This window comes from Prolixibacteraceae bacterium (genome assembly GCA_019856515.1).
GTDB classification, from domain to species: Bacteria; Bacteroidota; Bacteroidia; order Bacteroidales; family Prolixibacteraceae; genus Halosquirtibacter; species Halosquirtibacter xylanolyticus.
Map to the genome: position 1 here is coordinate 1,703,831 of CP082230.1, position 26,582 is coordinate 1,730,412.

Sequence of the window (26,582 nt, forward strand, 5' to 3'; positions counted from 1 at the left end):
TTTAATTGTTGTGATCTAGTACTGTCTGTACTCGATCTCTTTCTCTCAAAAACTCTGATAACTTCTCTATATTTGATCTAGTAATCGCGACACGTCCTGAACGAATAAACTGAAGTACACCATGAGGGTTTAACTTCTCAAACAGCTCTTGCGTTTCGGCTTTATGCCCTGTCTTTTCAATCACAGTAAAATTGGGAGTAATCTCCAATATACGAGCATTGTACTCTCTTACGAGTTTCTCTATATGATCTCCTGACAATAACGACTCTGAAGACACTTTATATAGTGCAACTTCTTGATGTACCACCTCATCATTACGATGATAAAAGCATTTTAAGACTTCAACATGTCTCTCAATTTGCACACACAATTTGCGTATCCTCTCTTCCGTATCCTTTACTACAATAGTAAACTTACTTATCCCTGCGATAGCCGATTCAGAAACGGTCAAACTATCAATATTCATTCGTCTACGAGTAAACATGATGGTAATACGGTTCAACAATCCAATGGTGTTCTCTGTATAGGCTGATATGGTAAATTCTTGTTTTTGCATAGTATGTCACGATTATGAATTAGGTCCCAATCTCACATCAGATATAGTCGCTCCAGAAGGAACCATTGGGAAAACATTATCTTCTTTCTCTACCCTCACTTCTAGGAAATATGGTCCCTCTTGTGCTAACATCTCATCAATTGCAGCAGCTAAATCATCTCTTTCTCTCACCAGTCTTGCTGGAATTCCATAACCTTCTGCAATCTTGATAAAATCAGGGTTATGCATCTCTGTAAATGAATATCTACGATCAAAGAAAAGCTCTTGCCACTGTCTTACCATCCCTAAGAATTCGTTATTCAAAACGACCACTTTTACATTTAAGTTCTCTTGTTTGATGGTAGCCATCTCTTGAATGGTCATTTGGTATCCACCATCTCCCAAGAAAGCAATCACAGGTTTGGTCGGATTCCCCACTGCTGCACCTACTGCTGCTGGCAGACCAAAACCCATCGTCCCAAGACCACCAGAGGTAATACAACTACGACTATTTTTAAATTTAAAATAACGAGCTGCAATCATCTGCTGTTGTCCTACATCGGTAGCCATTATAGCATCATGATTTGTTGCTTCAGCAACTTGATGAACGACCTCTCCCATAGTTAAACCAGGTTTAGATGGGTATATATCCTTCTCAATAACCTTTTCATATTCCGCTTCTTGAAAGGGAACAAACTCATTACACCAAGCGGTGTGATCATTATCTTTCACCAACTTAAGCAACATCTTTAATGCTTTCTTTGCATCACTACAGATAGCAACTTCTGCTGGTATATTTTTATTAATTTCAGAAGGGTCAATCTCAACATGAATCACCTTAGCTTGTGTAGCATAAGTCTTTATATCACCAGTCACCCTATCATCAAAACGCATACCAACAGCTAACAACAAATCACATTCGTTGGTCATCACATTGGGTCCATAGTTACCATGCATTCCTAGCATCCCTTTCCAAAGAGGGTGATCAGAAGGAACGGCTGAAAGCCCCAAAAGTGTTGATGCCATTGGTATTCCAGTTTTCTCAGCAAACTGGAGTAAAACCTTTTCTGCTCCCGACAATACGACTCCTTGTCCTACTAACATCAAAGGTTTTTTTGCTTGATTTATTAATCTTGCAGCATCTATTAATGACTTCTTCTCTACAGGTTGTTCTGGCAAATAACTGCGGATACGACGGTACTTCTTATATTTAAATGAAGTGGGAGCAAACTGAGCATCTTTCGAGATATCGATCAATACAGGCCCTGGTCTTCCACTTTTGGCAATAAAAAATGCTTTCGCAACCACATCTGTAATTTCATCAGCATCTGTAATCTGATAATTCCATTTGGTTACAGGCATCGACATTCCCACAATATCAGACTCTTGAAAAGCATCTGTTCCCAATAATGGACTAGTTACCTGTCCAGTAAAACAGACCAATGGGGTCGAATCAATCATAGCATCTGCAATACCAGTAATTAGGTTCGTTGCTCCAGGACCTGAAGTCGCGAAACACACACCTACTTTACCCGAGACTCTTGCATAGCCCTGTGCAGCATGAATGGCACCTTGCTCATGACGAGTCAATACGTGATTAACTTTATCAAGGAAATCATATAAAGCATCATAGACTGGCATAATCGCACCTCCTGGATATCCAAAGATGGTATCTACACCTTCCTCTAGTAACGATTTAATTAATGCTTGCGCTCCTGTTACATTCTCTTCATCTCTCTCAAGTGAACTGTTATTTTGGGTCGTCATATAAGTTTGATTTAAATGATGAATGGTCCTTTTATATTAGTCTCACCGCTCCTTTATCAGCTGATGATACTAGTTTTGAATAAGCTTTTAAAGCTTTAGATACTTCTCTCTTTCGTGTTTCAGGCGTAAATGCCTTCTCTCCTCTTGCCTCTTGTTTCTTTCTTCGCTCTTGTAGTTCTGGTTCCGGGACATCTAAACTGATAGTTCTATTAGGAATATCAATCTTCACAGGATCACCATCTTCGACCAAAGCAATCACACCTCCAGCTGCGGCTTCAGGTGATGCATGTCCAATAGATAAGCCAGAAGTTCCTCCAGAGAAACGACCATCGGTTAATAATGCACATACTTTATCCAACTGCATCGACTTAAGGTATGATGTTGGATAGAGCATCTCTTGCATTCCAGGACCTCCTTTAGGGCCTTCATAACGAATAATTACAACATCTCCTGCCTGTACCGCATCTCCTAGAATACCATTACATGCAGCCTCTTGTGATTCAAATACTCTTGCTGTACCCTTAAATTCAAATACAGAAGGGTCTACTCCTGCCGTCTTAACAATGCAGCCCTTTTCTGCAAGGTTACCAAACAGAACAGCCAATCCACCATCCTGATAATATGCATGTTCTACTGAACGTATACATCCATTCTCACGATCCAAATCCAACAGTTCATATGATTTATCTTGTGATCCCATCACTAGATTACGACCAAGATTACCTGGAGCGGAACGATATAGATCTGCCGCCTCTTCAGTCACGGTTGCACAGCACACATCATGTGTCTTTAGAATCTCCTCTAACGTTGAACCATCCGCTCTGTAGACATTCGTCTCCAACAAAGATGCCCTACTAAGTTCTGCAAGAATACCAAGTACTCCTCCAGCTCTGTTTACATCTTGAATATGATAGCTAGAGTTAGGAGAGACCTTACAAAGACAAGGAACTTTACGTGACAGTCTATCCATGTCATGCATATCAAACTGCACTTCAGCTTCATGAGCAATCGCCAATAGATGTAAAACAGTATTTGTAGATCCACCCATTGCAATGTCTAGTGTCATCGCATTCATAAAAGCATCTCTAGTCGCAATGGCTCGTGGAAGAACGTTTTCATTCCCATCTCTATAATATTCATAAGCCAACTCTACAATTCGATGCGCACCATCTTCAAACAATTTCTTACGGTTAGCATGCGTAGCTACCACTGTCCCATTACCAGGAAGAGAAAGCCCCAACGCTTCAGTCAAACAGTTCATCGAATTGGCAGTAAACATTCCAGAACATGATCCACATGTAGGACATGCACTCTGCTCTAGCTGCTTTAGCTTTTCATCATCATAACTGTCATCTGCGCCTTTAACCATTGCATCCACCAAGTCATAATGCTCGCCATCCATCTCTCCTGCTTCCATCGGACCTCCTGAGACAAATAGTGTGGGGATATTTAATCTCATCGAAGCCATTAGCATTCCTGGAGTGATTTTATCACAGTTCGAAATACATATCATTGCATCCACCTTATGGGCATTACACATATACTCCACACTATCTGCAATTACCTCTCTCGAAGGCAAAGAGTATAACATGCCATCATGTCCCATTGCAATACCATCATCCACTGCAATCGTATTGAACTCTGCGGCAAAACAACCTTTGGATTCCACAATACGTTTCACCTCTTGGCCTACTTCATGTAGATGAACATGACCAGGAACCATCTGAGTAAACGAGTTTACAATGGCAATAATCGGTTTTCCAAAATGGCTCTCCTTCATCCCATTGGCTCTCCAAAGGCTACGAGCTCCAGCCATTCTTCGGCCTTCAGTGGTGATACTACTTCTAAGTTTCTTATGCATGGTTAACAGTTTTTCTTGTGCAAAAAAAAAGAGCCTTCCTCATGTTTGTGAGAAAGGCTCTTTTCTGAACTCGATATGTATAGATATACAAAACCTCTCTCACATGGTATTCATGAGAATAATAATGACGATGAGAATAATATTTGTAATCTTCGATAACATATCTGTCTTTCTTTTTTTTCTAGTAAGCTAATTAGTACTACGCTGTACTTATTGTTCAATCACATTCCAAATGTAGGGATATTTTTTTTACATCAAAACGAATTCATAATTTTTTTTGATGACTTAATATTAAATTAAAACTAAACACTCATATTAACTTACAGTTAAAAGTGTTCCTTTTTAATACTTTATTTTAGTAAAATAACCCTACTGATTTTCAATGTATTACAATACACTGTCTAAAGTAAAATATAGATAAAGACACACAGGTGTTTATCTATATACAAACGATTGATTTACAGTAACATACAAAATATCCAAAAGAAGCAGATTGAGAGACCTTTTTTTCACATTCACAAGAAAAATAAAATACGAGAACTACCAATCTAAAAAGAGATATGTAAGTAAAAGGCTTCAATTACTTATATTCTGCAACTTTACGCTCGACATTATAACATACAGGATGTCATTATATGGCAAACAAAAACCATAATGATAAATGAAACACTTCTTATAAAATAATGTAGTAATATGGATTACATAGTCAATCCAATTATCTTTATAAAAAGTGATCTGTAATGGATGAATTAACTTTAATCATGATATAAGCACGAATAATTAAAACTAAAGTATCAACACCTATAAAACTAACACATAATGAAAACAAAACACAGATGGAGCATGCTATGCGTATTAATAATCATGTTAATATGTAAAAGCAATGGCTATACGAAGGAGTATATTCTTAATAAAAACATCAATATTTATGTTGATAAAAACAGCGATAAACTAATTAAATGGGCAGTAAAAGATATTGCAAAAGATATTGAGTACATTCTAGAACAGAAGGTCCTTATCCATTATGACAACACCCACTTTTCTGATATCAATGGTATATATATTGGACAGATTAATGATACACTTATTCAAAATACTTTTACTAAAAAGAAAAAGCTCTCCAACAACCATTGGGAAAAATATAGCATACAACTCCAGCAGAAAAATCTCTTTATAGTCGGGAGTGACATACGAGGTACTGTATATGGACTATTTGAGTTTGCTCAGAGAATTGGCATCTCCCCATGGAAATGGTGGGCAGATATCGATCTACAAAAGAAAAAAGAGATTCATCTTCAAATACCTCATCATGGTATCATAAGCTCTCCATCCGTCCAATTTAGGGGAATATTCTTAAATGATGAAGATTGGGGACTACAACCGTGGGCTGCCAAAACATTTGAACCTCAAAACAGAGACATTGGCCCCATGACTTATGAAAGAATATTTCAACTGCTACTACGATTAAAGGCCAATACTATTTGGCCAGCCATGCACCATTGTACGGAAGGTTTTTACAAGATTCCTGGGAATATGTCAATGGCAAAGAAGTACCATATCTACGTCGGGACATCACATGCAGAACCAATGCTACGCAATAACGTTAGTGAATGGAGTACTAAATCATTTGGCCCTTATAACTATTTCACCAATAGTGATAAGATAAAATCTTATTGGCAAGAACGCATATCCGAAACAAAGAATAACAAGAATATAATAACACTTGGAATGCGTGGTATTCATGATTCTGGAATGCAAGGAGATGCAACAAAAGAGCAGAAAATTAAATTAACTGAAGATATTATCTCTGACCAACGTCAAATATTATCTCAAAATATTGAGACCCCACTATCATCTATACCTCAAGTCTTGACTCTCTACAAAGAGGTGTTGTATATCTATAATAATGGACTCAAGGTTCCTGATGATATTACTCTAATGTGGACTGATGACAATTATGGCTATATAAGGCGATTATCCAATGATACGGAGAAAGCTCGAAGTGGAGGTAGTGGAATATACTATCATCTTAGCTATTGGGGGAGACCTCACGACTATCTGTGGCTCTCCACAACACAACCGGCATTGATATGGTATGAGATGTCACGAGCATATCAAAATGGTGCTCGAAAAATATGGATTGCCAATGTCGGAGACATCAAACCGAACGAATATAATATGGAACTTTTTCTTGATATGACTTGGGATGTCAACGAAATCAACCCTAATAATATAAACCTTCATCTTTCAAATTGGTGTCATCGAGAGTTCAATAGCAATAAGACCGATGAAATCGCAAATATTTTAGATGAATATTATAGACTCGCATTGATTAGGCGACCAGAATTTATGGGATGGAGTCAAACAGAACCTCAAACAAAGACCCAAAAGACCGAATTCAACTCAAATGGTGCTAAGCGTAGAATAGAGTCATACTTAGATTTAATCGATCGGGTAAACAGAGTAAAAAAAGACATTCCTAAACAACGAATAGACGCTTTTTTTCAGTTGGTTGAATACCCAGTAAAGGCAGCTGCATTTATGAATCTAAAATTCTTATATGCACAACAGTCATACCTATCCGTAATCAAATCCCAAAAATCTTCTTTTTCTAGACTATCAACCAATGCATATGATAGTATTTCACACATCACGAATGTCTATAATAAAAGAATGAGAGATGGAAAATGGAATAATATGATGTCAATGAACCCCAGAAACCTGCCCGTTTTTCAACAACCGACATACCACAAAACTCAAGATAACTCTCTCCACAATGAGAAGATCAAATCACAGAGTTTATCTGCCCCTATCTCTATATCGGCTAAAAATTTTGTAAAAGCAAAAGGGGCCAAAGGTTATCAATGGCATCAAATTAATGGTCTAGGATATAGTAATAATGCAGTGACACTATTACCCCTCGAAGACATACTTTTCACAAAAAAGATCCCCTATATCCAATACAACTTTGAGATCAAGAAACCTGGTGTTTATAATTACGAACTTCGTTTCTTACCCACTCACTCAAATAAGTTTAACCATAACGTAACCATTCATATTGATAATAATCTGATGCAACAGTCTGCCCTAAACACCAAAGGTAGAAGTAATAAATGGAAACAGAATGTGTTACGTAATTTCGCGTCAGTAAAAGGAAGTATAAAAATAAATAATACAGGAGAACACGCTATAACTGTCATGGTCAATAAACCGGGAATCGTTTTAGATCAAATATTTATTTCGCCTAAAGGATATGGTAATTACTATGAGATCCCCCCTAGTCACAGCAGTAATTAATGCACAAATTAACCCTTAAAAATAGGTAGGTTATAAAGGCTAAAAACAGATTAATACGAAACAAAACCAACCTTTTAACTGTTTGAATAAAAGCAATATATCAACATCAATTTAAGATGTCTTACATATATAGCATTGACTAGCATGAATATTTAAAGCTAGTATTAATTGTACACCTATTAATCGTTATTACCATGAAAGATTCAGCAAACTGTGGCTGTTTTACAGCGTACAAAAAAGAGATTCCATCAGTTGTATTGACAATATTTGATGAGGCAACAAACAAATTAACGGGTGTTGCATACGAACCTTTAAACTATGCCTCGCAGGTAGTTAATGGCACAAACTACAGCTTCTTCTGCAATGCAAGCCCACTCTATCCTGAATCTTTTGAGTATGCTGTATTGATAGAGATATACAAACCTTTAGAAGCTGACCCTTATATAACAAAAATTCAAAAGGTGCATTAAAATGAAAAAAGATCTATGTGCTTTCAGAAAGATCAGGACATAGATCTTTTTTATTCTATTGAGTTGCTTTATGCACTCAATAGAACTATTGTTATCGATAAGAGATACTTGTTTATTATACCAATAATTATGTATTTCTGGACTATCTTTATGTAGACAATCTTATCTTATTCCAATTCGATCCTTATGTCTAAACTTCCTCTTAACCCATTCAATAATATAGCCATATCCATGTCTGGTGGAGGCTACAGAGCAACAGCCTTTCATCTAGGAACCTTAGCCTATCTATCAACTATTCTTTGGGAAGACAAATCACTTTTGGAACGAATAAGAATTCTTTCGACCGTTTCTGGTGGAACTTTCACTGGTGTTAAATATGCTACAACGATTAAAAATGGTGGAACAATTAAAGATTGTTATAATGATTTAGTTTCACAGATGAGACAAGTTGACTTAGTCACAGATGCACTTAAATATTTAGCCGATGATACCCAATGGCCTTCCACTAAACAAAGAACTCTCATCAATGCTTTTGCTTCTGTTTATCACGAACGTTTCGAATCAGAGTATTTAGGTAAGTTGTGGGATGATCATCCTAACATCCACCTTAAAGAGATCTCTTTCAATGCTACAGAATTCAATTTTGCTATCCCTTTTAGATTTCAGAAAAGTGAGAAAACTAAAGATGAAAATGGAAACTACACCTATGGATATATTGGAAACAAGAAGGTTCAGATACCATTAGAGATGGCTAAAGAGATACGGTTGGCAGACATTATTGCAGCCTCATCTTGTTTTCCTCTGGGATTCGAACCCATCAACTTTCCTGATGATTTTATTGACAATCAATCCCAGTACCTTAACGATCCTACTCTCCTTCCAACCACTACATATAATGGAGATCCAATAGCATATCCGATTGGTATTATGGATGGAGGAATCAACGACAATCAAGGTATAGATGCCGTATGGTGGGCAGAAAAGAGAATGAGTAGATATCCTGAAGAGTTAAAAGAGTATACGTCTGATGACGACAAATCTGTGGATCTTTATATCATCTCAGATGTCTCTTCTCCATATATTGAACGATTTATTAGAAGTGAGAATAAATCATTCTCATTCATTGGCAACTGTTCATTTCGAAACATTAGACGTATAGGCTTGGGGCTAATAGGATTAAGTGTTTTCATGATTATCTCTGCACTTTTTTGTTCTCAAGTCCTCTCCGTTATGCTATCTACATTTATCGCAACTATTACATTAATAATGGGAGCAGTAGCATTATCCATATCTAATGGTTTTGTTGGTCTAACAAAAAGGCTAGGTGTACCAGAATATTTTACCGAAAGGCTGAAACCATTTGACACATTAAACTTTAACACCTATGTCAACCTTATTTTAAATCGTGCCAACTCAGTAAAAACATTGGTTGCTAATGTTTTTATGAAACGAATTAGAGGAGGAAACTACTCAAAGATATATTCTGATGAAACATGGCGTCCACGATTGATCATGAATGCCATTTATGAACTATGTCCAAAGCGAGTAAACAAGAGGAAAAGATACTATGCCAATAACCTTTCGAAGGAACTACTAGAACCTAGTCAGAAAATTCTTGATGTCTCTCAAAAGGCAAAGCGCATGAAAACGACACTTTGGTTTACTGAGGAGGAACTTATTGGGGATCAGAATATGTTGAATACACTAATCGCCTGTGGTCAATATACGATATGTTTTAATTTATTAGAGCATATTGAGAGAGATATCATGGGAGATGAGGAACTCTTCAAAACATACTCACATGAACTCAGAAGTAAGATCAGCACTCTACATGATACTTTAAAAACGGATTGGAAACATTATAATGAGAACCCTTATTTTATGGTCGAGCAATGGAGATCTTAGAAAAAATCGGGTAGATGGCTGGAAGATATTTTATCTTCCAGTACACCTCCCACACCACCGTACGTACGGGTCTCGTATACGGCGACTCCCTAAATCACGACTTTACTCTCTGATAATAATCACTTAGCGTAATATAGCCTGCCTTCTCCAAATTCTTATTCGTTATAGTCGTTTGTTGAATTGGACTCTTTGAAATGCGCCAATACTTTTTCCTCGTATTAGCATATTCATACGCTTTGCTCTTCAAAACTCCGATCAAATATGCCGCATCAAATAATGATAATTCGCCATCGGGCTAATACTTACCTTCTCGTAGTTCTGTTATTAAAACTTTTCGATGAAATCTGAGATAATCTTTTAATGATTCCACTTTCATCTTATCAACTCCATGACTCCTTTATTACGATAAACCTGTAAATAAGCCTTATTTAGGTTATCTGATTATAGGACATGTTCTAATAAATTATCTGTTGTAATGTTCGTTTCCATAATGGCTTCAGTTATCCCTTTGAAAGTGTGCGCTCTTGAGTTATTCTCGAGTTCCGCTCTACCTTCACTTAAGTAGCTATCTTCCGATATTTTCTGCATTGATCCCTTCATTAGGTAACAGTCTGTATTATGAATGATTTAAGATTCAGTCCTTCCTGTAAAGTGGGTACAGTACTATGACCTCGGCTGACTTCTCACAGTTAACTTTTTTTGAATGGACAGGAAAAATACACTGTATCCATCTGCGAGATCTCCCATGGTAAGGAAATTAACTTTCACTCCATCTATCCGCCACATCTACGGTATTAACTCTGTGTAGAATTCGGACTTTACTTTGTTTAGCAAGCTTATCCAGTTATATACCGCCTAATGAGATTCGTATACCTCGGATCAGAGTTTTGCATACGGCTTCCTTCAGGTTATACCTCACGATAAGCACCCTTGCCTTCTGCTAGGTGGTTGGCTCTACAAACCTCCACTACGGACTTGCACCGATTAGTTAATTTACATGCATGGCACACTAAAAAGACCAGACTTGTATTCTTCAACAAGTCTGGTCGAATAGCTTTAAAGCCAACTAAAAATCTAGATCTCTATTCTTCAATAATAATTCTAAAACCAACCTTTGTTACTTTCTGCCATGGATAGTAAAAATTACGAACCTGAGGAGTTGACATTTCAGGTCTATCTCTCCATGAACCACCTTTAACAATTCGATACTCTCTAGGCTTACCAGAGAGTTCATTATTATCCACGTAAGTAGATCTTGTCCACTCTGCAACATTACCAAGCATATCATATAATCCCCATGCATTAGGTTCATACGATTTGGTCGCTGCTGCTACCATTTGCATATCATCAACATGATGCGCTCGTGGAATAAAATCGTAATATTGGCGTAACCTACTTCCTTTGGGCATCGGTTTAGGGTTTACTCCTATCACAGCCATATTAGCTAAGTGATCATCTGCAAAATTTTCATATTTAGAAAAGTCTGAATTAAGTGACCCAAACCAAAATCCATTATCTGTACCACATTTCGCAGCCCACTCCCATTGGTGTTCTGTAGGAAGCATAATCTTCATATTATTCTTTTGTGATAGAACTTCACAAAACTTATTCGCCTCTTCTCCACTAACACGAACTACTGGTTGTGTCGGTTTATTTGCTGGATAACCTGCGGTGGTATGATCTTTCCACTGTTGTGCAATATAACGACTATCATGATCAGGTACAATGGCCCTATACTGCTCGTTTGAAATCTCTGATTCACTCATCCAAAATCCCTTATGGATTTTCACTTTATTCTGTACCACACGTCGAGAATTCAGATCTTGATCAAATGACACAAAGGATCCCTTAGGGATATAAACCATTTTTATCTTCACACCTGTCGCCACTTCTACTAATTTAGTCGGGAATGTTGCAACCATATCCTTCGCTTTTCGTTGATTAAATGGCCATTTACGAACACGTAAAGGTTTCATCTCTTTCACTTCAGACTTCTTAGGCATCACAGTCTGTACAGGGCCTTGTGATTCTAAATATTTAGTGTAATCCTCAATCTCTTTCTCCCAATCCACTGAAATTCCATTATATTTCTTCATTAACTCTTGACGACGACAGACTTGATCAACTCCATTCAATTCAGTACTGTTAAAAGTTCCATGATATGGGGCATTGAAATCAATCCAATTATATAGTGATTGCCACTCTTTTTCTTCCAACGTAACCCCATGATGGCCTTTCTTTAACATCTGAATCAGATCACTAGTGTTTGCATGGTACTCCATCGGCTTCATCGTGTAAATATCAGCTTCAGGCCCTTGACGTCTCACAAATGGATGCAATGCCAAATAGCTTCTACCAAAACCAACTCTCTTATCAATGGATGTATCCTTAAAATCTGCAATACCATCACTTCCATCATGACAGCCAATACATTTTCTATCCAGTATTGGTTGCACTTCTAATTTGAATGTAAAAGAACGTACACCTCCTTCTGGTGGAGTAATTGCAACAGGATTTTTTTGTGAAGCAATAGTTGACATTGGACGAGCAATTGTATTTTGATGTTCATGACAACCAACACATGAAACCACTTCCCCTGGCATCGCAGTCATCCAACTTCTCATCCACTGCATTGCAGCACCATCCTCATCTAGAGGTTGCAATGAGATAGGTAAATTGGCTGGCACTTTAAACATTACTGAGCCATCTTCTTCAACAGGGACAGTTCCAAGTAGGCGCTTCATATCCCATCCACTCTGAATACCTTGTGCAGCATGATTGGATGGTGAATTAATGAATGCATACTCATAAGCAAAAATACGTAGCTTCTTCACGGCACCACGAGGAACTCCTTTCAAACCTTGTCCTTCATAAATATCTTGGATAAAAACAGTCGCATCTTTCTGATCTAATTTGACTTTCTCTGGAATTACTGGAGGCAATGCTCTCTTTTTTACTGGAACAATATCACAATAACCAATAGTTTCATCAAGAATAAGAGGAGTCATATTATCATAAATATCCACTAAATATATCCCCCATAGTGCATCTTTATCCAATTTTGCTGAAACTAAGAAGTATTTATCATCCAAAGAACAAGGCTTCACAAACTGAGGCCATACACCATCAACCAATCTATCCGCAATAGTTGGAACGACTTTTCTATCTTTAAATGGAATTTCTTGAACTACACCTTTCTCTTCTTGTCGCCCTTTCGATGGATCAAAAATAATCATTCGTCCAGAACGTGGTGTTCCATGGTGTCCAGAAACAATTGCTACAAATTTATTAGAATTCTGTCCAGGAATAGGTTGTCCATCAAACATCGTATTGGGCCAATAAGATCCGCTACCATAGAGCTCTTTCTTATTGGTTCCATCAGGATTCATATGCAACATAACTCTTGAGAAGTAATGGGTATTATCGGTATACTCCCAACGTAAATACATCACCTTCCCATTATTCATCACTACTGGATCCCAGTCATTCTCTTGTCCAAAATTCAGTCGCCTAAGTGCCTTAGTTTTTGGATCATATAGAGATAAATTACCAACTCTATCTTTTCCATTCACACATGGTACACCATTATAACCCAAGGTTGCCGAAACAACAATTTTACCATTAGGTAAATATGTTCCATCGAAAAAATCAACATCCTTCTCATTAATGTCTGTTACTCGATGTAGACCTGTTGCATCAGTTTTCATTTCAAAAAGATCCCAACGATCTTTTTCACTTACCGAAGTAAACATGATTCTTTCACCATCCCAATGAAGTTGTACGTCCGTTATGGGATAATCCTCTTTCGGCTTATAAATTTCTCTCTTCTGTATTTTGCCTCTTAGATTTGTTAACTCAACTAATTCACAGTCGTAGCCACGTTTCTTCTTTGATGCATGAACAGACCAGTTGTTCGAAGGTAGTCCCATATCTCGCGCCATCACACGATGGGCTGTTATTGTATCATAATGATATTGCACCGTCAATAACTTATCTACATCTAGTAATTTATTCGCTAACAGTAAAGACTTTTGTGTTTCAATAATTTTATATGCAGTCGCCAATGAACTAGCATCATATGCATAAATTCCTTTTTTAGCTGACTCTAAATTCCTTTTTATAAAATCAAGTTGATCTAATGATTTACGAAGTTGATTCTTATCCTCAGCGTACATATCATTCAATGCCAATTCAATTGAACTAGGTTTTACCCAGAAAATCAAACTTTGCAATTTCTTCACCTCTTGAATCAAAGGAATCAAATCTAATAATTCTCTCTTTTGCTTATCCCCCTTTAGGCTAGATGCCTCTTTTATTCTCTTATTAAAATAACTAGGATCATTCAAAGATTTTGTCATCCCCTTCACCAAAGGTTCAATTAAAGGGATATCATTATTTAATAACCAATACGGTAAACCGATGCTTCCGAATTGAACCACACTCATATAGTAAGGAAACTCCCTCTTTAACTTCGCAATCAAATCGATAGGATCATTAACTCCTACAAAGAACTGCATAGAGGTCTGATTCTTAGCAATATCACTAATAGCAACCTCTGCCTCAAATCGTTTATACTTTTTATTCAATGAGATTACTTGTAAGGTATTACCATAAACTGCAAAAGCATCCTTATAAACCTTACCTTTAAATAATAAATCCCTTTTACGTCTATTTTTTTCCCATAAAGGCCTCGAACCGTAATGTTTAGAAAACAGCTCCTGTTTTACTCGTACTGTATCTCCTTTTTGGGTAATAAGGATGGGGTTAATCCATAGCGCATCATCGTTCTGATTCCCATCTTTTGTTGTCCATGATTGGAGTACTATTTGGCTTACTCCAGATACATTAACAGATATTTTCTCAGACTTGCCCTTACGTAGCTCTTTGGAAACAAATAAGGGTTTATCCTTCTTAATCTCTTCTTGATATGCCGATCTTTTCTGTAACAAAGCAGTGCTCGAACTATCACATCTCTTCTCAGCAAATAGATTCAATGTCAGAAAAAGAAATGACACTGCAACTATTAGTGTTTTAAACTTCATAATATATTGTTTTATTGGGTTCTATTATTTCATACGCTTGGGATCCCATAATGGGTCTACTGAAGATACCATACCCAAAGAGTCAGAGAGAGCAATGCTCCAAACCACTTTCCTTTCAGGTGTTATCTCCATTAAACTAGAAACACGCTTTTGTTTACGTGCATGTCCTCCCCAATTACAAATAAGCGTATTTCCGCTACTTAAACGGACAGATTCAGCAACAAATCGCAAAGGGATATCCTCTATATCATTTTGCTCAATCTTAGAGATAACCTCATTACTATTTGGATTTATCTCTAAGAGATAATGACCATCACCACATGAAACCATCCAATGGTCTTTTGAGATTTCGACAATGGAGAAAGGGACTCCTCCAACAGTTACTTTTCGTAAGATACCCCCACTCTTTGCCACTTCCCAGACTTCTCCTTTTCCAAAGATTGGCACAAGGTAAGTATCTCTTGAAGTCTTTCTCACACGCCTTAACTGTGCATGTGCTCTTTTAATGCCAGTATCAAAAGTGGTTTTTGATAGAAGTTCTCCGTCCTGACTATACTCCATTATTGTAGCAGGACTACCACATTGACCAAGTAAGATATTTCCATCTTCTGTGATAGATACCGATTGTAATTCTGTTCCTTTAGGTGCATTATAGTTCCAGAGTATATTATGATCTAAATCAATAAGCTTGGCACCCTTTTTGTACGAATACAAAACAGTTCCTTTTGAAGGTTGTGATACCTCATTACACTCTTGACCTTTATCAAGAGCATGAGACCATGCTATCCTTTGGTTGTCTAAATCATATCGCACAATCTTTTTCCATCCAGATCCTGCTATAAGGACCTCTCGTTTTGCGACATGACACGATACCATAGAGATACCTATTAGAGCAAGGCAGATAGTCTTTACTATACCTTTGGAGCATTCTTTTAGTTGTGGGTTCATAGTTTAGTTATAGGGATTTTACTTATTACTAGTAAACACTTGATATATTTGTTTTTCAGTTTCTTATTTTTGTGGACCGAATAGAAAATCGTGTTGGCTACTTAATTAGTTACATAAGAATGTTCTGCACTTTGGCTTTAAAACAATACTTATATACTATTTTTTACAAATATTAAATCCTCAGGAAAGTTCTACTTTCAAATGAAAATAGATGTTTCAATATGTACATATATTGTTTAATTATGTACAGCTTATAAATCAAATTGTTCACCATTTGTTCCAAAATATATTAATAAACTGATATTGTTAATGGGACATAAGTTTATGAGTATAAGGAAAATCAAACTAGAGACCTAAATTTGTTCCACATTTCTAAGGCCATCCCCACTGATATCCCGTTAGAAGCATAACCCGTACTTTGTCTACAAAAGCATCTTCACAAAATTTAGTCGCTTCATCAAAACGATCTTGAGTAATGGGTATGTTTAGTTTATTCACGGAACAACACTTTGAGAAGATTTAAAGGAGAGTTGGGATGACAGAATAAATGGACGAGAGAACGTCAGAGTTAAATGGAAGAAGACCATTATATAAAAGAAGGGCAATAGTACACCAAATATCTGTTTCCAACGAATCCATTATAATTAGAACTACTGCCCTTATCCAATCCAACTGCTTACAAAACAGTAAAACGTATAAATGCTATAAACAGATAGAATACCTAAAGTATTTCGACCATTTGTATGAGATTTCCACAGGTATCATTGAAAACAGCAATTTTAACTGTTCCCATAACAGTAGGATGAGTTGTAAATTCAACGCCCAAGCCAGTTAAACGCTCAAACTCTTTTTGCACATCATCTACATCAAATTGCGTATAAGGTATTCCTGCCTCGAATAGTGCTTTTTGATAGTCTCTTGTGGGTCTAAACTCTTTCGGGGCAGGTTCCAAGAGTAGTTCTGGCCCATCTTGTTCCTCATTTGAAACAACCGTTAACCATCGATTGTCACCCCCTACTGGAATATCAAGCTTCTTTACAAACTGTAACTTCTCAGTATAAAATGACAGTGCTTGATTCTGATCATTTACAGGAATACTTAACAATTTTATTTTCATAATCTTCTGTTTTAGCTCCAACTCTTATATTCGAATTGGTATAATGATTAACCTGAAACAAAGATCCAAATCAAAAGTTTATTCGACTTCTCGAAAATTGCTCTTTTGAAATTCAGTTGGAGTAAAACCTGTTTTACGTTTAAATAGTGCGCTAAAAGAGCCTAAACTTTCAAAACCAACTTCATTACATGCTTCTGTAATAGACATGCCATCTCTAATATACACTTTCGACATCTCGACCCTTTTGTCTATTAGATATTGTTTTGGAGTTAGCCCGTAGTACCTTTTATACAGACGCAACAGGTGGTACTTTGAAACAAACTTTATTCTCGAAAATAGATCTAAATTCAAATCATCCTGATAATGATTGTCTATATATGGTTTAATACCAATGACCGTATCAAGCTGCCACTGCTTTGAATAACAAGCATCTTTTATTTTCGCTATTTCTCTATTATATCGATTCATTCTCACTCAATCCATCTTAGTTAATTGCAATCAAACAATGTTGATAAGATACAATCATTTGTAGATAAAAACTAAAAGGGCAGGACCAATATTTTGAAACAATCTCCATTGTTCTTACGACACAAATAACCCTATAAATATTAACAACAATAAATGAACCAAACCTGAAAGGTAATTGTTTGAGTGTCAGTCTTTGTCTAATAAGCAATTATTAGATACGCAGACGATGTTATTAATTTAATCTCAGGTTATTATGTCACATTCAAGTTGTTGTGGAGGTTTCACTCCTTATAGTAAAGACATTCCTATGGATGCTTTAGATGCTTTTCATGAAGCAATGGAAGGATTTGTAGGAGTTGGATATGAGCCATTATGCTATGCATCACAAGTAGTTCAAGGAACAAATTACTGTTTCTTCTGTAATGCAACATTGGTCGTCGCTGACCCAGTTGTTTATCCTGCTTTTGTTGAAGTATTTAAACCTTTAGAAGGGAAAGCTTGTATTACACACATCTCTAAGGGAAAGCATTAAACCCTAAGAAACAAGGGAGTCTCACATTCGAGGTTCCCTTGTTCGTATTCAAAACCAACACTCATCTATATCACAATAATAAACGATATAATTAATCATTTTAGATTATAGACGGCTCTAAAAAGCATTTCTCAACCTGATCGTATTTTGATCAAAGACCATCAAAAAAAGGAAACAACTGTTTATTCTGATAAAGAAGGTTCGTCAGAGGAATATCAAAAGAGATAAATTGTTCTGAATATTGTTCCACATAGTTTTTATCATATTGAAAATCATAAACCCCATTATCTTCTTCTTTTAAGATTCCTGCTGTTTCATCTCCATATTTAATAATTGCTTGTCTCATCTCTTTTCTGTTAGAGGACCAAACTCATGTCCAAACATATGTAATACTTGATTCTCTTTAGATAAACTAAGATTCTCTTTGCCATGTTCAATTTTACGAATGGCAGTAAGTGCAACTCCTGCTCTTTCAGCAAACTCGTCCTCTGTCAGTTGCAGTTGCTTCCTTCGGTACTTTACGAATTCATATAGTTTATTCATATTATATCTATTTACATATAAAAATGATATACAGGCCTCTATCTATATGTATTTGCATATAATCACATTGATCACTCTATTGATTAAGCCAATCTCGGAACTCTACCGACTTTTCTCTACCGACAGTAATATGTTCATCATGTTTGGGTTTAGTGATTACGACTAATTTTCCTCCAAACCAATTCTCCACCTTATCCACAGATGCAATATTTAATATAAACTGGCGATTAACTCTATTAAAAACCAGAGGATCTAACCCCTCCATGATATTACCTAGACTCTCTGAGATGAGATGTTTCTCTCCATCAAAAGTTCTAGCACAACTCCAATGATCTTCAATAAAGAAGTAGGCAACATTCTTTACCGCCAAGGTATACCATCCATTATTCTTTGATATTAAGAAGTAGTTTCGTAATGTACGAATTGCCTCTGTAGGCGTTGTGGGAGATAAATTAATAGGGCTGTCAGAAGAGGGTTGAAAGAGGGCTCTCTTCTGCTCCATTTGATCGAACACTCTTTTTAGGTCCACCACTTTAATAGGTTTGAGAATATAATCGATCGCATTTGCTTTAAACGCTTTGATAGCATATTGATCAAAAGCGGTAGTAAAGACAATAAAGCTTTTGATCTTCACTCGCTCTAAGATATTAAACCCGACACCATCGCCTAACTGTACATCTAAGAAAAGCACATCTGGATCTCTATTCTCTTCAAACCATTTTACCGCCTCTGTAACACTTCCGAGTATAGCAGTAATCTCTGTGTCAGGGAAAAGCTCTAATATATATTTTTTTAGCAATCTTTGTGCTGGTATTTCATCTTCAACAATAACAACTCTCATAGCTTTTTATCTTCAATAAGTGGTAAGATAACTCGATAATGGGACGCACTCTTCTCTACTTCAATATGTTTATCTTCGAGAAGTTTATAACGGCTATTCAAATTCTTCAAACCCACCCCTCCCGAAGAGGTCACAGGTTTAGGGCTCAAGGTGTTCGTTATGCATAGACGATTACCTACGGAACAGATATCTATTACCAAAGGTTTATCTTTTAGAATGGCATTATGCTTAATAGCATTCTCTACCAACAGCTGTAGTGCCAGTACGGGTATTTTTTTATCCAAAGCCTCCTCTTTAATATCCACATGAATCTGGAAAGCTGTTTCATATTTAATCTTTTGAAGGTAGATATATGAATTCAGAAACGCCATCTCATCTTTTAATGATACAGTATAATGATCTATACTTTGAAGGACATAACGATAGATATCTGAAAGGTGTTGTGTATAGGTTACGGCACTCTCTTGATCCATATAGATCTCCGAGATAAGTACATTTAAGCTATTAAAGAGGAAGTGTGGATTAATCTGATTCTGCAAAGCATCTAGTTCAGCACGGAGCTTCTCTTCACGAAGCTGACTATTCAAGTTTCTCTCCTCTTGAAGCTTATTACTATAACTACGTGTGATCATCCACATATCAAACATAAAGACATATAGGGCTCCAAATACGACGAATATAGTATTTAAACGATTCTCAAATAAATATCTTTGGTAATAAGCAATTAAAGACGTAAAGACTACAACATATCCGACCTGTCCCAACAATATCTTACCTAGAAGAAACAGTGTTGATTTTCCATTTCTTGAGAATATCCCATTCAACTTTTCATCTAGAAATAGAGTAAACTCACTAACAAGAATCATCGAAAAGGTAATCAATAGATAGTCATTAAAACAATATACCAATATTGAATCCTCAGTTTCATTTCCAGATATAAAGTCAAGAAAATAGAAAATAAACAGACAAAAGGTAGCAATAAGGAGGTTACGAAGAATAACCTCTATCACTCTTTTACTTATACTCTTTCTTGGATGTTCTTCAACGGATACACTCATATGGTAAACAATTATTGCCTTATACTAATTACTTAAAAATAGAAAAATATTCCTAAGCTTTGACTATGGTTCTGAAACAATCACTAACTCTCCGATCGACTTCAGATATTTTGTCTCTTCAATCTTATAGTTCGCTTTAGAGTACACAAACAAAGTATACTGTTTTTGCCATACTGTCTGTGCCTCAAGATAGTCAGTAAGAAGCTCCAACCCTTGGTCATAAGCCTCCTTACTCATTCTCATATTTAAAGCAGCTTGTTCCACACTCTTTTGGGCTAACATAGAGCGAGAATATGCTTGCTGTAGATTTAATGAGGCTTGTTTGACCTCTAGCTCCATCATGCGCACTTGCTTCTTTGTCTCGAGCTGTGCCATCTCTGTTTCCATCTGTGCCTGACGTATCCTATTACGTCCTTCGCCCCATTGGCATAGAGGTATTGAAACTTTCACACCAATAGAAGGAGTCACAGCATTCTGCACCCACCCCTCTTTAATCAGATTACTGCTTCCCATATTCTCCACATTCAATGCTCCGAGATAGTATGCTCCAGCACTCATTCCAATAGAAGGCAGAAAATCGGAGGCCACCACCTTTTCATTAGAAGACTTTATCTCATCTCTCTTCTTTAACATACGATAGTCAGCACGTTTAGATATCACCGCATCTCTCATTGTAATGGTCGGATTGGTGATATCGATAAGGCTATCTTTTGCCTCTAGCTGTTCGTTTAACTCTAACCCCATCACCCGACATAGAGACATACGAATCAGCTCTTTTTGATTCTCTACTTCCTGCAGTTCGAGCAAGGCACTATTTCTCTGCACCTCAACCTTTAGAAGTTCATTACGATGCTTCAACCCAACCTCAACAGCCTGTTTGACAGTCAACTGTAATGAATCGATTAGAGAGAGATACATCTTAGCCACCTTTACCTGTTCGGTAACAGCAATAAAATTCCAATAGTTCTTATCACACTCTAGAATCATCTCTTCTTGTGTCTTCTGCTTATTTAGGTTATATAGTGCCACTCCAAGATCAGCCATATGATTACCTTGGCGTATCTTACCTCCCATATAAATTGGTTGGGTAGCAGTAATATCAGCCATAAACGTATGGTTAAAATCGTAGTATACCCCACCAGCAGGCAACATCGCATATTGACTAAAGAGTGGGTTACCGTCTGCACCTACAATAGGTTTACCTGAAGGGTCAAGCAATAGGTTTGGCACCATCGTTTGAGTAGCGGGATCAATATGGGATGTGGGCATAAAAGTATCATTCCATGACACCGAACTCTGATCAGCAAAAGAGTACATATAACTCCCTGTGGCCTTAATCTTTGGCAAGTAGTTACTCCGCATCTCTTTTTGTTTGTATATAGCTTTTCTATAAGCTCCTTCCGCACCGCCGATCTCCTCACTATTAGTGAGTGTACTCTGACGACAAACATCTCTATCGATCTTGCGTTGTGCATCTGCCACGGATACAATGAATAGGAACAGTGCAACGATTATATATTTTGCTTTCATCATAATATTCTTTTCTACATAAACTATTTGAACATGAGCACATACAATACAGGAAGGACCACCAATGTGATGACAGTACCGATAAATAGTCCTCCCATAATCGTCACAGCCAAACTTCCAAAGAAGACATCACCAACCAGAGGGATCATACCTAAAATAGTGGTCAATGCCCCCATCATTACAGGGCGTACTCTAGATACAGAAGCATCCAATAACGCCACTCTTTTATTCGGTTGTATTTCGATCTGAACATCTATCTCTTCGAATAGAATCACCGCATTCTTAATCATCATTCCTGCCAGCCCGACGACTCCTACAATAGCTAAGAAACCAAATGCTTTGCCAGTAATTAACATCGATGGGACCACACCTATAAGTGCCAATAGAACACAGAAACCTGTAATCAATAGTTTTCGATAACTACGGTATTGTTGAATCAGAATCATCAAAATACCGAATAGTGCCAATGGTATAAATAGTATGATATACTTCATTGCATTGGCTTGATCGCCTTGCTCTCCTTCCCACTCCATCTTTACTCCATGAGGAAGAGTCAAAGCCTCTACTTGAGCTTTTACATCAATCATAATCTCAGATGCCGTTGCCCCCTTCTTAGGATTACACAACACCTTAATAGTTCGAACCCCATCTATTCTTCGAATAAGAGGCTCTTCCCACTGAATACTAAGATCAGCAAATGCACTCAACGGTGTAGGTTCCAATAGATGTTCTTCCACTTCGTCTAGAGGCATATCCCCTGCTAACACCTCACTAATTGGTAGGTGCAAAGAGCTCTGTCCCCACACTGGGATATTCTTAAAACAAGACATCTGTTGTCCACCAATATCGGTCATCTTAAGCTTAATAGGAATCTCTGTATCTCCTTCAAAGTATCGATGTATTGGTACTCCTGAAGTGCCCATCATCATAGCTACAGAAGCATCTTGTCGTGTCATCCCATAGCTCGTACCATCCAATTGTCTATAGTTAACATCCAAATAAGGGGTCTTTCTCTCCCAATTGTTTCTTACTGAGTAGCTGTTTGCATGAAGCGACTGTTTAAAAATCGTCTCTGTACTATCGGCCAACGCCTTCAAAACGGCAATATTGTCACCAGAGAAGTTCACTTCAACCAACCCCTCCACACTAATCAAAGCATAGCTTTTTATTTCAGATATCGCATCAGGATAGTGATCATGAACATACGATTCAATGCGGTCTTGTAACACCTCAACATCATCAATCGTATTATATTTGATAATCAATTCACCATATGAACTACTCATATCAGGCATTAAACGCACCAAAGTATATCTGGTGGCAGCCCCTCCAATATTGGCAGTCACATTGTTCACCCCATCTTGTTTTAGTAGCCAAGCAGTAATCTCATTTAACTCCTTCTCTACACGTTTAGGCTGCGTTCCCTCTGGCAGTTTATACGTCAAATAGTTTTGGGAATATTCCATATTGGGAAAGAACTCTTGCTTCATAAATCGACTGCCCCAAATGGACAATAACAGCAGTACAAGAGAGATACATATCACCGTCTTGGGATAAGACAACGCTTGATCTAAAAACTGACGAAACTTATCGCTGAAGCCACCACGCTTCTCCTTCGCTTTCTTCGATATCTTAAGAAAATTGGTCGCCATAAGTGGCACTTGAAAAATTGCTAAGAACCAACTAAGAAGCAAAGATGAAGCCAACACGAGGAATAAGTCTCGAGTATAAACTCCAGTAGTATCAGGAGACAAGTATACTGGTAAGAACGACAAAATCGCTATAAGGGTCGCAGCAAATAAAGCCCACGCCCTTTGTTGGGGAGAGCGAGACATCGCTTCCATTCGAGGGACGCCCCTCTTCAAGTCATCATAAATACCATCAATGACTACAATAGCATTGTCCACCAGCATACCCATGGCTATAATAAAAGCACCCAAAGAGACACGCTGTATGGTCCCACCAAAGATCAACAAGAATGGAAAGGCTCCTACAATAGCTAACACCAAACTTGTTCCAATGACCACACCACTACGCCAGCCCATTACCAATAATAGGATTCCAATAACAATAATTACAGATGCTGCCAAGTTCCACATAAACTTGCTTAAAGCACTTTTCACTAGATCCGATTGAAAATAGACCTTGTGAAAAGAGATTCCAAGAGGTAGCTCCTCTTTTAATATTTCAATCTGTGCCTCTACTTGCTTCCCGATCTCAACAATATTCTCACCAGGATTCATTGAGACAGAGATTCCAATCGCAGGAGATTGATTGTAATACATACGAGAACTAAAAGGCTCTTCAACTTTACGCGCTATGGTAGCGATATCTTTCAATCGATACTGCATGTCATGTGTGCCTGTAATCATGATATTCTCCAACTGAGAAATGTCCTTAAGACGTTTTGGCACAGCCACACGTATATTATTATCTTCGGTTAGATAGGCACCAGCATAAACAGTATTGAGTTGATTTTCTATCGTCGAAACAATGGCAGTAGGCATAATCCCAAGATGAGATAATTGATCCACATCGATAGAGAGATCGATGACCGTTTTTTGATTGCCATTCAACGAAACTCTTTTCACTCCATCAATAGCAAGCAGACGGTCTCTTACCACCTTTGAATATTCACGCATCTCGTCATAATCGTATCCATCAGAAGCCATAGCATAGAAAAGACCATAGACATCACCAAAATCATCATAGACTTGAGGCTCATAAGCTCCATTAGGCAATGATGCCTTTGCATCATGCACTTTCTTACGAAGAAAATCCCAATATTGATCCACATCCTTCTCAGGCACTGTCGTCTTGAGAGACACATTAATCTCCGAATAGTTTGCAAGAGATCTTGAAGTGACCTCTTTAATATTCGGAATCGTTCGGATATGGTTCTCTAAAGTCTTAGAGACACTCTCCTCCACCTCTTCCGCAGAAGCTCCAGGAAAAGGAGTAATAATCAAAGCCGACTTAATCTTTAACTCAGGATCTTCTAACTTCCCTAATATCTTAAATGCTGCTACACCAGAAACAAGTAAAGAGAACAACATAAAGTAGATCAATCGCTTCTGTTTAAAAGATGCTTTTACAATATTCATGACCGACCTTATTTAAGAAGTGATACATTCATTCCATCTCTCAACGCCTTCAAACCTGCCGTAATCACAGTGTCCTGAGGCGCGATACCTCGAACAGTAGCATCTCCTATTGGATCCACAGAGACAAGTTCGACTTTATGCTTTACAGCTTTGCCATCCTCATAACAGTAGAGATAACAGTCATGCTGGTCATGTATACATGCATTCATTGGAACCACCACCTTATTCGATGCCATACGATCAGAACATAGAGTTACCTGTACATTCATTCCACTGACAAGAGGGTAATCACTTGATCGTTCTAGATAAAACCACATAGCATAAAGCTTATTGGCTTCCGGCTTCATCGTAGAACCAATATATTCTAACGGAAATCGCTTTTCAGGATAATAACTACTTTTACAATAAGACGAAGTAAAATGTTCTTTCTCTAGAATCGTTGCAAAAGGCACGGAAACCTGTACTTTCAATGCAGAGGTATTAACAAGTGAAATAATTGGCATACCAGCATTCACCATCTCGCCACTACTTACAAAGACTTTCTGGACCACACCATTAAAAGGAGCAGTTATAATTACATCCTTTAAAGCATTCTTTGCTGCATCCAACTTCACCTTCATCTGCTTCTCTCCAGCCACCGCTTTCTCAAAATCATTATCAGAAAGATTATGTGATCGATGCATTGCCTTCAGTCGAGACACCTCCCCTTTTACTTGGTCATATTCGGCTTTGGTAGCACGATATTGTAGTTGATAGTCTCTGACATCCATACGAGCCAACACCTGTCCCTTACGAACTCTCTGGCCCTCTTTCAACGCTATAGATGACACTGGTCCAGCCAATCGAAAAGACAACTTCACATCCTCCACCTCTTTCAACACCCCATAGAGCACCTCTTTCTCAGAAGCTCCACTCGCTTTTGCCAATTGATACTTCACCTTAGGAACATGTACCTCCTCTTTAAGCTCCGTTGTTGCACATCCACTAGCCCATAAGCCTATTAGTACAGCCATCACACTAATATAAACACCTCGTCTCATCACTATTATTCTCTTTATCGGTTTCTTATCTTATACAACAAAGATCCTAAGGATTAGGTCATAAATAAAGAGTCAAATTCGTAAGATGGAATAATTGACAGTTGAAATGGGAAAAAACAAAGTTAAACCGATACTCAAAGTTTAGAGAAGAAAAAAGTAACGAACACAACATATTAGATGCAACCATCGCACCGCAACCCAAAAAGCTTAGCATGTACCAATGCATCGCACGAAAGGGATACCACAACAGCTGAGAACGCTGAGCTCCGCTCGGCATCATACCTCGTACAGGCGTGATGCTCGCGCATCCTTATCCCCATCAACCATTTCTCACGGCACACCTATAAAATCGCTGCGCATCATCCACAACAGAGATCTGTTTCATCTATGTGCTATCTCTTACGCTTCAACCTTAGCGGTTTTCCTTCGTATCATCAGTTCCACATCCACAACATAGCCAAATTTGTGCCAATTCATTGGTACGAGAGGGATACCACAACAGCTGGGAACGCTGAGATCCAGCT

19 protein-coding genes are annotated in these 26,582 nt (G+C 37.6%); 4 read left to right on the forward strand and 15 right to left on the reverse strand.

The features are described from left to right. Position 1: 1 nt before the first annotated feature. The 3 genes from ilvN to ilvD are packed head-to-tail and all read right to left on the reverse strand — an operon-like array spanning position 2 to position 4,163. Positions 2 to 556 (reverse strand): acetolactate synthase small subunit, encoded by a 555-nt coding sequence (ilvN, locus tag K5X82_05920; protein ID QZT38430.1) that lies wholly within the window; start codon positions 554 to 556, stop codon positions 2 to 4. A gap of 12 nt (positions 557 to 568) precedes the next feature. Then, a complete protein-coding gene (gene ilvB, locus K5X82_05925; GenBank protein ID QZT38431.1) occupies positions 569 to 2,302 on the reverse strand; it encodes a biosynthetic-type acetolactate synthase large subunit in 1,734 nt (577 codons plus the stop codon). 31 nt (positions 2,303 to 2,333) lie between these two features. Then, positions 2,334 to 4,163 carry a dihydroxy-acid dehydratase gene (gene ilvD, locus K5X82_05930; protein ID QZT38432.1) on the reverse strand — a complete coding sequence of 610 codons (1,830 nt, stop codon included), beginning with the start codon at positions 4,161 to 4,163 and terminating at the stop codon, positions 2,334 to 2,336. Between the two features lie 819 nt (positions 4,164 to 4,982). Here ilvD and K5X82_05935 point away from each other — a divergent pair. From K5X82_05935 to K5X82_05945, 3 genes are all read left to right on the forward strand, one after another. Further along, positions 4,983 to 7,460, forward strand: a complete 2,478-nt coding sequence (locus K5X82_05935) for a glycosyl hydrolase 115 family protein (protein ID QZT38433.1) — start codon at positions 4,983 to 4,985, stop codon at positions 7,458 to 7,460. Between the two features lie 194 nt (positions 7,461 to 7,654). Continuing rightward, complete coding sequence (locus K5X82_05940; protein ID QZT38434.1) at positions 7,655 to 7,930, forward strand: hypothetical protein; 276 nt, start codon at positions 7,655 to 7,657, stop codon at positions 7,928 to 7,930. 186 nt (positions 7,931 to 8,116) lie between these two features. Beyond that, a complete protein-coding gene (locus K5X82_05945; GenBank protein ID QZT38435.1) occupies positions 8,117 to 9,835 on the forward strand; it encodes a patatin-like phospholipase family protein in 1,719 nt (572 codons plus the stop codon). A 441-nt stretch (positions 9,836 to 10,276) separates the two neighbouring features. Here K5X82_05945 and K5X82_05950 read toward each other — a convergent pair whose 3' ends face one another. The 5 genes from K5X82_05950 to K5X82_05970 form a co-directional block, all read right to left on the reverse strand. Next, positions 10,277 to 10,423 (reverse strand): hypothetical protein, encoded by a 147-nt coding sequence (locus K5X82_05950; GenBank protein ID QZT38436.1) that lies wholly within the window; start codon positions 10,421 to 10,423, stop codon positions 10,277 to 10,279. 494 nt (positions 10,424 to 10,917) lie between these two features. After that, the gene (locus K5X82_05955) at positions 10,918 to 14,877 is read right to left on the reverse strand and encodes an SUMF1/EgtB/PvdO family nonheme iron enzyme (protein ID QZT38437.1); all 3,960 of its coding nucleotides are present in this window, start codon (positions 14,875 to 14,877) and stop codon (positions 10,918 to 10,920) included. A gap of 24 nt (positions 14,878 to 14,901) precedes the next feature. Next, on the reverse strand, positions 14,902 to 15,825 hold the full coding sequence (locus K5X82_05960) for a hypothetical protein (protein ID QZT38438.1): 924 nt from the start codon (positions 15,823 to 15,825) through the stop codon (positions 14,902 to 14,904). Positions 15,826 to 16,546: 721 nt separating this feature from the next. After that, entirely contained in the window at positions 16,547 to 16,942 is a 396-nt protein-coding gene (locus K5X82_05965) for a VOC family protein (GenBank protein ID QZT38439.1), read from the reverse strand. 78 nt (positions 16,943 to 17,020) lie between these two features. Further along, complete coding sequence (locus K5X82_05970; protein ID QZT38440.1) at positions 17,021 to 17,410, reverse strand: AraC family transcriptional regulator; 390 nt, start codon at positions 17,408 to 17,410, stop codon at positions 17,021 to 17,023. 253 nt (positions 17,411 to 17,663) lie between these two features. Here K5X82_05970 and K5X82_05975 point away from each other — a divergent pair, with 253 nt between their 5' ends. Further along, entirely contained in the window at positions 17,664 to 17,942 is a 279-nt protein-coding gene (locus K5X82_05975) for a hypothetical protein (protein ID QZT38441.1), read from the forward strand. A 151-nt stretch (positions 17,943 to 18,093) separates the two neighbouring features. Here K5X82_05975 and K5X82_05980 read toward each other — a convergent pair whose 3' ends face one another. From K5X82_05980 to K5X82_06010, 7 genes are all read right to left on the reverse strand, one after another. Beyond that, positions 18,094 to 18,288: a HipA N-terminal domain-containing protein gene (locus K5X82_05980; GenBank protein ID QZT38442.1), complete on the reverse strand. Its 195-nt coding sequence runs from the start codon at positions 18,286 to 18,288 to the stop codon at positions 18,094 to 18,096. Next, positions 18,285 to 18,485: a helix-turn-helix domain-containing protein gene (locus K5X82_05985; protein ID QZT38443.1), complete on the reverse strand. Its 201-nt coding sequence runs from the start codon at positions 18,483 to 18,485 to the stop codon at positions 18,285 to 18,287. The genes K5X82_05980 and K5X82_05985 overlap by 4 nt, the downstream gene beginning before the upstream one ends. Before the next feature lie 76 nt (positions 18,486 to 18,561). Beyond that, positions 18,562 to 19,326: a LytTR family DNA-binding domain-containing protein gene (locus K5X82_05990; GenBank protein QZT38444.1), complete on the reverse strand. Its 765-nt coding sequence runs from the start codon at positions 19,324 to 19,326 to the stop codon at positions 18,562 to 18,564. Beyond that, positions 19,323 to 20,384 (reverse strand): histidine kinase, encoded by a 1,062-nt coding sequence (locus tag K5X82_05995; protein QZT38445.1) that lies wholly within the window; start codon positions 20,382 to 20,384, stop codon positions 19,323 to 19,325. Before K5X82_05995 ends, K5X82_05990 begins: the two co-directional genes overlap by 4 nt. Before the next feature lie 63 nt (positions 20,385 to 20,447). After that, positions 20,448 to 21,917, reverse strand: coding sequence for a TolC family protein (locus K5X82_06000; GenBank protein QZT38446.1), 1,470 nt, complete (start codon positions 21,915 to 21,917; stop codon positions 20,448 to 20,450). Positions 21,918 to 21,937: 20 nt separating this feature from the next. Next, positions 21,938 to 25,018 (reverse strand): efflux RND transporter permease subunit, encoded by a 3,081-nt coding sequence (locus tag K5X82_06005; GenBank protein QZT38447.1) that lies wholly within the window; start codon positions 25,016 to 25,018, stop codon positions 21,938 to 21,940. Between the two features lie 8 nt (positions 25,019 to 25,026). Next, positions 25,027 to 26,058: an efflux RND transporter periplasmic adaptor subunit gene (locus tag K5X82_06010; protein ID QZT38448.1), complete on the reverse strand. Its 1,032-nt coding sequence runs from the start codon at positions 26,056 to 26,058 to the stop codon at positions 25,027 to 25,029. Positions 26,059 to 26,582: the final 524 nt, after the last annotated feature.